Annotated in this window: 8 protein-coding genes and 1 pseudogene; 1 reads left to right on the forward strand and 8 read right to left on the reverse strand. The window is 40.1% G+C overall.

What is annotated here, in order from left to right:
• The 5 genes and pseudogenes from AAC037_RS11070 to AAC037_RS11090 form a co-directional block, all read right to left on the reverse strand.
• Positions 1–266 (reverse strand): annotated as a pseudogene (locus tag AAC037_RS11070) (hypothetical protein); the annotation flags it as partial.
• 5 nt (positions 267–271) lie between these two features.
• Positions 272–1,759 carry a DUF1501 domain-containing protein gene (locus AAC037_RS11075; RefSeq protein ID WP_339903052.1) on the reverse strand — a complete coding sequence of 496 codons (1,488 nt, stop codon included), beginning with the start codon at positions 1,757–1,759 and terminating at the stop codon, positions 272–274.
• The gene (locus AAC037_RS11080; RefSeq protein ID WP_339903053.1) at positions 1,756–4,560 is read right to left on the reverse strand and encodes a DUF1553 domain-containing protein; all 2,805 of its coding nucleotides are present in this window, start codon (positions 4,558–4,560) and stop codon (positions 1,756–1,758) included. The genes AAC037_RS11075 and AAC037_RS11080 overlap by 4 nt, the downstream gene beginning before the upstream one ends.
• 167 nt (positions 4,561–4,727) lie before the next feature.
• Positions 4,728–4,967, reverse strand: coding sequence for a hypothetical protein (locus tag AAC037_RS11085; protein ID WP_339903054.1), 240 nt, complete (start codon positions 4,965–4,967; stop codon positions 4,728–4,730).
• Positions 4,968–5,216: 249 nt separating this feature from the next.
• Positions 5,217–5,603, reverse strand: coding sequence for a VOC family protein (locus tag AAC037_RS11090; protein WP_339903055.1), 387 nt, complete (start codon positions 5,601–5,603; stop codon positions 5,217–5,219).
• Positions 5,604–6,084: 481 nt separating this feature from the next.
• Here AAC037_RS11090 and AAC037_RS11095 point away from each other — a divergent pair, with 481 nt between their 5' ends.
• Positions 6,085–7,089, forward strand: coding sequence for a Gfo/Idh/MocA family oxidoreductase (locus AAC037_RS11095; RefSeq protein WP_339903056.1), 1,005 nt, complete (start codon positions 6,085–6,087; stop codon positions 7,087–7,089).
• A 219-nt stretch (positions 7,090–7,308) separates the two neighbouring features.
• On the opposite strand, the gene AAC037_RS11100 is transcribed toward AAC037_RS11095, so the two are convergent.
• The 3 genes from AAC037_RS11100 to AAC037_RS11110 all read right to left on the reverse strand — a co-directional run bounded on the left by AAC037_RS11100 (position 7,309) and on the right by AAC037_RS11110 (position 9,838).
• Positions 7,309–8,730, reverse strand: coding sequence for a sodium:solute symporter family protein (locus AAC037_RS11100; RefSeq protein WP_339903057.1), 1,422 nt, complete (start codon positions 8,728–8,730; stop codon positions 7,309–7,311).
• Positions 8,727–8,954, reverse strand: coding sequence for a hypothetical protein (locus AAC037_RS11105; RefSeq protein ID WP_339903058.1), 228 nt, complete (start codon positions 8,952–8,954; stop codon positions 8,727–8,729). Before AAC037_RS11105 ends, AAC037_RS11100 begins: the two co-directional genes overlap by 4 nt.
• Before the next feature lie 113 nt (positions 8,955–9,067).
• Entirely contained in the window at positions 9,068–9,838 is a 771-nt protein-coding gene (locus tag AAC037_RS11110) for a 3-ketoacyl-ACP reductase (protein WP_339903059.1), read from the reverse strand.
• Positions 9,839–9,893: the final 55 nt, after the last annotated feature.

Genomic DNA, 9,893 nt, shown 5'->3' on the forward strand with positions numbered 1-9,893 from the left:
AAAATCCCTGCCCATTTGTGAATAAACAAAAGGTCCTCTCCATAGTCTCCGGCTTGGGCCAACATTAAGCCCAGCACAGCGGTGAGCAGTGCAGACAATGCGCCAAGGGCCAAAACAAAACCCACAGCAGGTTTCAGATACGAAAACTGATCTCTACGGGATAGAATCTCCATTAGAAATCCCAAGGCTAAAAAGCCAATGGGTAAGTGTAAAAACAGGGGGTGAAACCTGCCGAAGAAAATAATAATATCTGATCCTTGTTCCATTTAATTTATGCGATAACTTTACTAACTACTTTACCGGACACGTCCGTCAATCTAAAATCTCTTCCCTGTGCAAAATAGGTGAACTTTTCATGATCCATACCCATTAAATGCAGAATGGTAGCCTGCAAATCATGGACATGAACTTTATCCTGAATACCATAATAACCTATTTCGTCGGTTTCTCCAAGGGTAAAACCACCTTTTACACCACCGCCGGCCATCCATACCGGAAAAGCTTCTGTATGATGATCTCTGCCTTTAAATGGCCACTCTTTTCCTCCCCTATTTTCTTGCATAGGCGTGCGCCCAAATTCTCCTCCCCAAACAACCAGGGTATCATCAAGCAAACCTCTTTGTTTCAAGTCTTTGACCAAGGCTGTCATGGCCTTATCTATGGGCTTACATTTAATTGGTAGGCCGGTGTCCAATGCTTCTCTCTCTTGTACGCCATGCATGTCCCAGCCCCAATCAAACAATTGAACAAAACGAACACCCTTTTCAATTAGCCTCCTGGCTAGCAGACAATTATTGGCAAAAGAAGTCTTTCCGGGCTCAGTCCCATACATTTCATGGATATATTCAGGTTCATCTTTGATATCCATTACCTCCGGAACAGAGGTTTGCATGCGGTAAGCCATTTCATATTGAGAAATTCTGGTCAGGGTCTCAGGATCTCCAAATTCTTTGTATTCTTTCTCATTGATTTGGTTGATGGCATCTATGGTTTGCTTTCTAAGGTTTCCATCTATTCCGGAAGGATTGGAAACATAGAGTACCGGGTCACCTTCCGAGCGACATTGCACGCCTTGATAGACAGAAGGCAAAAACCCACTTCCCCAGACTGATTTTCCTGCATCAGGGGTATTTCCTCCTGAAACCAAAACCATAAAACCCGGCAAATCTTCATTTTCGGAACCTAGGCCATAGGTAACCCAGCTTCCCATACTTGGACGTCCGAGTCGTGGTGATCCTGTTTGCAAAAGCAATTGTGCAGGCGCATGGTTAAATTGGTCTGTGTGCATGGTTTTAATCAAAGACACATCATCCACTATGGTTGAAAAATGGGGCAAATTGTCGGAAACCATCATCCCTGAATTCCCTCTGGGTGAGAATTCAGCTTGGGGTCCCAACATCTTAGGTACACCTTGAATAAAGGCAAATTTCTTGCCTTCCAAGAGAGACTGGGGGCAATCTTTCCCATCCAATTTGGCCAACTCAGGTTTGTAATCAAACAGCTCTAACTGAGAAGGTGCTCCGGCCATGTGCAGGTATATGATCCGCTTGGCACTGGGTGCAAAATGAGGAACCTGCTTGCGAACAAAGGCTTCTATATCTGCCTGAGTATTTGTAGGATTGCTTCTTCCACAACCCAATAAACTTCCCAAAGCAATTCCACCCAAACCGGTGGTACACTGTTTGATAAAGTGTCTTCTCGTCCGGCTTTGCAGTTCCCTATATTGATATTCACTCGTTAAATCAATTCTTTTACTCATGATTTCATCAGAAATTCGTCCAAATTCATTACCACATTGGCCATTACTGTAAACACTGCCAATGCTTTGTCCTCTTCCCCTGTTAATTTACAAATCTCCTCAGGGCTGTTTTCGAAATAAGTTTCAGTTTGATGGTAAACATCTTTTAAGTCTTCCAACTTTTCTTCACTAATTCCCCTTATCATTGCATAACTATAAAGTAAGGAAAGTTGCTTATCCACATCAGCCGCTTCGTTTTTCAACACTCTTCTACCAAGAGCTACTGCAGCATCCAGATAAACAGGATCATTTAACGTCACCAAAGCCTGAAGCGGTGTATTGGTTGCTATTCTTTTGGGTAAGCAAAACTCCCTGCTGGGGGCATCAAAGGATATGATGGATGGATAGGGACTGGTTCGTCTCCAAAAGGTATACAATGCTCTTCTGTATTTATCATCTCCTTTGCTGGTTTCCCATTTTGTTCCACTGTAAACCACTTGCCAAATTCCTTCCGGCTGTTCGGGCATCACACTTTTTCCAAGCATTTTTTTACTGAGTAACCCGGATACTGCGAGTGATTGGTCCCTTACTTGCTCAGCATTCAGCCTCAATCGGGGCCCTCTAGCCAGCCACTCGTTTAAAGGATCTTTCTCTTTGGCTTCCTGAGTATAATGGGATGACTGCCTGTAGGTAGCTGACATGACAATCGCTTTCATCAATTTCTTCATGTCCCATTTGAGGTCCTCCATAAATTTGATTGCCAGCCAATCAAGTAATTCAGGATGTGTGGGGGCAAATCCCTGGGAACCAAAATCCTCCAAGGAGGATACAATCCCTCTACCGAAAAACTGTTCCCAAATTCGGTTTACCATGACCCTAGCCGTAAGTGGATTTTCCTCACTAAACATCCACTGTGCCAAACCCATACGGTTTTCTTCATACTTATCAAAAGGATTCCAAATCTCCGGAACGCCCACAATTACCTCATCTCCGGGCACCATCCAGCTCCCTTTCTCAAACACCCTAGAAATCCTTTGGTGATTAGCAGGAAGGTCAACCATTACAGGGGTTGTCTCCTTCTCTTTTTCAGAATTAAAAAGCGAATACATGGCTTGTTCAATTTCAGGGTAATTTTCTTTATCCCCACCCGGCAAAGCATGATGAAGCATCAACCATTCAAAGGTGCTCGTTTGCTCTACCTCATCTTTTCCTTCCCACACAAGGTACAGATCATGCTTTCCTATTATAGGTTTTATGGGCAATGTAATTACCTCATTCAGGTAATAGGTTACCTCCTTATTTTCCTCCTCATTAAATTCCTTTTTGAACCTTGCCTTTACCTTCCATGCTCCAATTTCAGTACCATTGATACTGTCTAAACGAAAAGTAATCTTCCCCTCATCCCCATTGGTCCTTGTCTTAAATACCAACCGATCTTCTCCTTCAAATGAAAGGCCTTTAGTGAATGCATATACTTTCTCATTCACCTTAAAAGTAGCCGTTCCCTGAATGGGCAGGCCTTTGTCCATTTGATAAAAATAATGTGCATAGAGTTTGGGCACCCCCAACCTAAGCAGTTGGGTGTAATACTTGCCCTTTCTTCCCTCCTCACCATGTTCATTCGCCCAATTTTTAATTTGAGCTAATTTCTCCAGATCATCTTCCTCCTTATAGCTTATCAAAACAGGTGACTCACTGGGAACATCAGCATCTGCCGATTGATTAAAAAACGCCATACTACGGTAATAATCTTCGTGGCGAATAGGGTCATAGGGATGGCTATGACATTGGACACATTCCATGGTAGTTCCTTGTAATACCGTCCATGTGGCATTTACCCTATCTAATACAGCGGCTACCCGAAATTCTTCATTGTCTGTGCCCCCTTCATCATTGTTCATTGTATTGCGGTGAAAAGCGGTAGCGATAAAATCCTGGTCAATAGCATCGGGTTTTAAATCTCCTGCCAATTGGTCCATTACAAATTGATCGTAGGGAATATTTGCATTGAATGCATTTATAAGCCAATCTCGGTATTTCCAAATTTCCCTTGGCCGATCTGCTTCATAGCCTTTTGAGTCAGCATACCTGGCCAAGTCCATCCACATGGCAGCCCAGCGTTCCCCATAAGCAGGTGAAGCCAATAAACTGTCCACAGCCTTTTCATAAGCATTGTCTGAATTGTCATTCAGGAAATCTTGCATTTCTTTAAGACTGGGAGGCAAGCCTGTGATATCCAAGCTTAGCCTTCTTAATAAAGACTGTTTGTCCGAAATGGGATTAGGGCTCAGTTGTTTTTCTTCCAGCTTAGCTTTAATAAAATGATCTATTTCATTTTTTGCCCACCCTTCATCTGTATTGGGAACATCAGGTTTTTCAGGTGCTTTATAAGCCCAATGATCCTCCCATTGGGCACCTTGGTTGATCCACCGGGAAAACAAAGCCACCTCTTCATCAGAAAGTGGTTCCTCTTCCAGAGGCATGCGATACTCAGGATTTCTATGGGTAATTCTTTGAATGAGCTCACTTTTCTTGACATTCCCCGGAACGATTGCCCTTTCACCCGATTCATTGACTTCCAATGCTTCCTCTTCAAATAATAAACTGAAGCCCCCGGAACGTTTCACGCCTCCATGGCAAGCAATGCATTTATTATTAATTATAGGTCGAATGTCACGATTAAAATCGATCCTTTCTCCCAGCATTACCTGAGGAATATATTGATGCTTATTCTCTAAGGGTACTACACGAACAATCCACCATAATAACCCTAAAACAAATGCAGATGATAATACTATTAATACGTTTTTTTTACTGATCATAATTATGGTTTTGGCTAATCCGCCTAATCACCAAACAAAGTAAAGAAAAACATGTTCAATTCAAATATAAGATTTAAGGAAAGGTAAAAACAATATTATTAGGCCATAAAAAAAGGTAAGCGCCGAACACTTACCTTTACCAAAAAGAAGATTAAAAAGTTCACCAACTAATCTTTCAACATCTTAACTTTTAAACCTGCCAGATGCTTCAAATAGGTATCCTGTATTTTTTTCCAACTTTTTTCTTGCGCATTTTGATCGCTTGCAATGGGTTTATTTTTAACTGAAAGAACTGTTTTTTCACCATCACTATTTAATTCGGAATGTCGAAACTCATTCCGTTCACATGACAAGCATATAAACAATAGCAAAAGAACATCCGGTAAGAACAATAATTTACTTTTCATTTCGATGAAATAAGATTGGCTTTATAGACTCTACGTATTCTTTTTTTCTTTTGTCCTGAAAAAGTGACTTTTTTAAAAAAATATTACACCCTCATTTATAATTATTGAAAGTAAGGGGCTAATCAATTTCAAGAATTGAAGAACTTTGACTCCTTGATTGGCATTTATGCACAAGAAAGTCTGCTATCAATTATTGACAAGCAGACTTTCTTGTTTTATATTACCACCGTCTTTTGGAAGCGAAATCTTTTATTTCAGCATTGGATTTGCCCTTTTGCAAAATTGAATGGCAAGTCCCCAAGGGTCTCTCATCATTAGTAATCGGGTACCGTCTTCTAAAGTATCGTCACTTACAAGGACAGCACCTGCTTTTTGTAACCTTTCCTTTTCTTCTTCCGGTTTTTCAGAAACGAAAGCCAAGTGTACCATTAAAGGATCCTGGTTCGCATAATCCAATATTTCAGCAGCAGGATTATTGTACAGTTCTATCATTGCTTTCCCACTGTCATCAGATAAAAATATCATGTAGGGGGAAGTGGTCATTTTTTTTACCACCTTCATACCCAAATGCTCCTCATACCAATCCGATACTTCAAGAGGATGTTTTACATTAAAAGCGATGTGTTCAATTTTCATGCGTTCTTAATTTAATATGAAACGATTTGTCTTAACTAAATTTGCTCACAAAAAACCCCTCCATGGATCGCGAAATCTTTATGGAGGGGAAAATTAAAAATATCTTTATTGAATTAGTTATAAATTTTGGGCAAAATTGACTCAAGACTTTTACTTGTAACAAATGTAAAAAATTATTTGAATGAATAAGTCTAAAATTCATTTTTCAATGAAATAATCTAGGGACGACAATTTATTGTCCATCTGAAAACCTGGCAATAACGCATTTTAGCCTTGGGCAAATGTGGCGATAATAATTCAGCAATCAGCAAACTAAATGGAAAGGTATATTTACAGCTCAAGCATGCCCATTAATTGTAGATTCATCAAAGAAGCCTTTCTGATTTTGGCTTTGCTTCACATTAATAGTAAATTGCTATAGCAAACGCTCCCTTACGCTTAGGGGATATTTACTTTAAATTGTCTTTAAACTCAAATATCAATGAAAAAAAAATTGAAGTGGGGAGTACTTAGTACTGCCAAAATCGCCAGAGAAAAGGTCATTCCTGCAATGGCAAACAGTGATTTGTATGAAGTTTACGGCATTGCATCCAGAAACTTGGAAAGGGCACAAGAAACAGCAAAAAGTCTGGGTATACCAAAGACTTATGGTTCTTATGAGGAGCTTATCAATGATCCGGAAATAGATGTCATATACAACCCACTGCCAAATGACATGCATGTACCGCTGACGCTAAAGTGTATTGAAGCAGGAAAGCATGTCCTTTGCGAAAAACCTTTTGCATTGAATCATGAGGAGCTCGACGGACTTATCGCTGCAAGAAATAAATACAATGTAAAAGTTGGTGAGGCTTTTATGGTGGCCTCAAATCCTCAGTGGATAAAAGCCAGAGAATTGGTAAAAAGTGGTTATCTGGGTAAAATAAAAGCGGTACAAGGATTTTTTAGTTATTTTAATGATGACAAAGACAACATCAGAAATATCGAAGAAATGGGAGGCGGAGGCGTTTGGGACATTGGATGCTATCCTGTTTTTACCTCTAGGTTTGTCTTAGAAAAAGAGCCTGGAAGATTGGTTTCAATGCTGGAATATGATCCTCAGTTTAGAACCGATAAAATAGGTTCTGTTCTATTAGATTTCCATGAAATCCAAATGACCTTCACCATCAGTACACAATTGACCCCATATCAGCGGATGCTGTTTTTTGGTGAGAAAAAAATATTAGAGGTAAGGATCCCTTTTAATGCACCTTCGGATCAACCCAATGAAATATATATCCATGAGGGGGACTTTTCTAAAGACAATGCAGAAAAGATTGTTCTTCCGGTGAGTAATCAATACACAGAACAAGCCATTGATTTCTCCAAGGCAATTTTAGAAGATACCGAGGTGCCGGTCACCTTGGAAAACACCAAAGCCAATACTAAGGTTTTACAAGCTATTTTTGAATCTGACAATAGCGAAAAATGGGTGAATATTAATTGATACTCAATCAATATTGAATTCCATTATTTAGTTAAATGGACTACAAAAAGTATATGGTTTAGTTAAAAGACCAATCTACTTTTTGTAGTTTTTTTATAATTTTTAAATGGTATTAAATAAATACGCCCCTGCATTTTTCAAAGCAGAGGCGTAATAAATATTTGATTGGATTCCTTAGATTGCTATTCAATCAAGAGGTATATCCATTTATAGTTTTAATTATTCATTGACTTTAGTGTCAGAAACCACACGCTTTTCACTGCTCAGGTAACTTCCTACAGCAGAAATTCCAAGAATTATAAATAACAATAAGTCTAGACGATAACCAAAATACATGCTTGGAATTATACCTCCCAAAGAAAGTAAGAATATGGCCAATCCACCTAAAGACAAATAAATCATAACCGGGGAAATTTTTCTATCACTTAAAATCCCCAATAAAATCATTGGTCCCATAATTCCTGTTCCGGCAAAACTCACCCTTGCCAGCAATACCAACTGATCAAAAACGATGATTGAAAAGATAAAAGCAATGGTTGAGAAAACGAATATTCCTATTTTAGTTCGATTCATAATTACTTTCTCCGCACCTGTAAGCAGTCCCCTCAACTCAGAACCCATGGCAAAAATCATGGCATTGGTAGTGGATAATCCGGCGGCAATCAATCCTATAATGGCCAAAGCGGCAACCGCATCATGCTGATCTTTAAGAAAAGCGTTGGCAAAGAACTCATCTCTACCTAATTCTCCATAGAGGTCGGCTCCATACATTCCGATAAAAACTGTAGGAAGAATCACCAATATAGCAAAAGCTCCCAATGAGACCGCCATCAATTTCATCGTGTTCATGCTTTTCATTACCACAATTCTCGTCGTAAATTGAGGCTGAGTAACCGGTATCATCAAAATTGCAATAAGCGATGCAAGTAGAAACTGTGGGGTTAACAAACCTTGAGGACCAGGCGTTGAAAGTAGTTCTTCTTTTACGGTTCCTACTTTTTCGAACATTGGTCCAATACCTCCAAAGTGATCCAAGCAAACCCATCCGATGATCCAAATGACGGCTAGCAAAAGCACGCCTTGAATGGCATCACTAAAAATAATTGCCTTTAGACCTCCAATTTCACTATAAGTCAACATGATCAATACAATCCCCAAGGACCATCCCCATGCCGGCAATGATTCCGGGAAAGCCGCATCCATAAATATGGCAATCCCTTGAATTTGGATCCCAACATAAGGAATCAAGAACAAAAAGGCACTAAGGAAGAAGGTGTAACCTGCCAATTTATTGTCATAGCAACGGGAAATCAGCCCTGACACTCCTCTAAACTCCATTCCTCTGACTTTTTTACGAATTTCGTAACCAAACCAAAGCAATACAAATACCATGGCACCATCCGAAACCGCCAGAAAAATCCATGCGCCAATTCCGTTGATTCGGAAGAAATCAGGCATTCCTAAAAAGGTAAACGTACTAAAAAGTGCTGCTGCAAAGGTCAGCACCCCCAAAGAAAGGCCAATATTACCACCGGCCATCATAAATTCCTCAGATGATCTCCCTTTCTTATAAGACTTGAGAGAAGCAAATACCAGCATGCCTGCGTATATCAGACCAAAAACCCAAACCCAGAAAATCATAAATCGTCCTCCTCGTTTTGCATGCCCGGATGTATCCTAGTACCTATAAAGGTAATGACAACCAATAATACGGTAATGATAAAACTTGTCCAAAGACTGTAAGGAACGCCTCCCAACATAGGTTTGGCTACCCCTTGAGGAATGATCAAGGGTGTGTAGGTAATGATGCATAAGAAAACTGCTGCAAAGCAACATATTCTCCAGTATAATTTCTTTTTTTCCATTTGAATTGGGTTTAATATCTTGAATTGACAATATACAATTGTTGGTTGATTCTGCGCAAATATTTATATAAAAGGCCAAATGGCCGGAGTAAGCTCCGACCATTTGGCACGATTTACAATCTTGGCAAAGTCAAACCTCCATCTACCATGATCACTTGACCTGTAGAATATGGGAAATCACCTTTAGCTAAGGCTGTTACCGCCAAACCTACATCTTCCGGCAATCCCCATCTTGGCTGAACCATCAGTCCTTCACCAATTAACTTGTCGTATTTTTCTTTGACACCAGAAGTCATATCTGTAGCGATCACTCCCGGTCTTACTTCATATACAGGAATATTGTATTCACCAAGTCTAACAGCAAACAATTGGGTGGCCATACTCATTCCGGCTTTGGCGACACAATATTCACCACGGTTTACTGAAGCGACAGTGGCAGAAATTGAAGAAACGTTGATAATCGAACCTGTAAAATCTTCTGCTTTACCTTTCTGCTCAATCATCCAATTGGCAGCCAATTGAGAGAGGAAATAAGCTGAATTAAGGTTGGTTTTCAACACATAATCGAAGCTCTCTTCTGTGGCTTCCAAAATGTCCTTTCTTTCCTTGGGTGCTACGCCTGCATTGTTTATCAGGACATTCAAGCGACCATAATGGGCCTTGATTTTGTCCATGATTCCTTGTCTCTCTTCAGCACTTCCTACATCTCCCCTGCAATAGACAACATCAGCTCCCAAAGCCTTCAATTCTTCAAGACTGGAAAGTACATCCTCTTCCTTTCGCATGCCGTTGATGGCAAGATCAAAATTTTGTTTGGCCAGGCATTTCGCAATCCCCAAACCAATTCCACGGGATCCCCCCGTGACTAAGGCTACTTTTTTCATGGGTTTGTTAATTTATAGTTCCGGGATATCTAACCAAGCCCTTTTCTCCCAGCTT

Source organism: uncultured Cyclobacterium sp., assembly GCF_963976465.1.
Lineage (GTDB): Bacteria > Bacteroidota > Bacteroidia > Cytophagales > Cyclobacteriaceae > Cyclobacterium.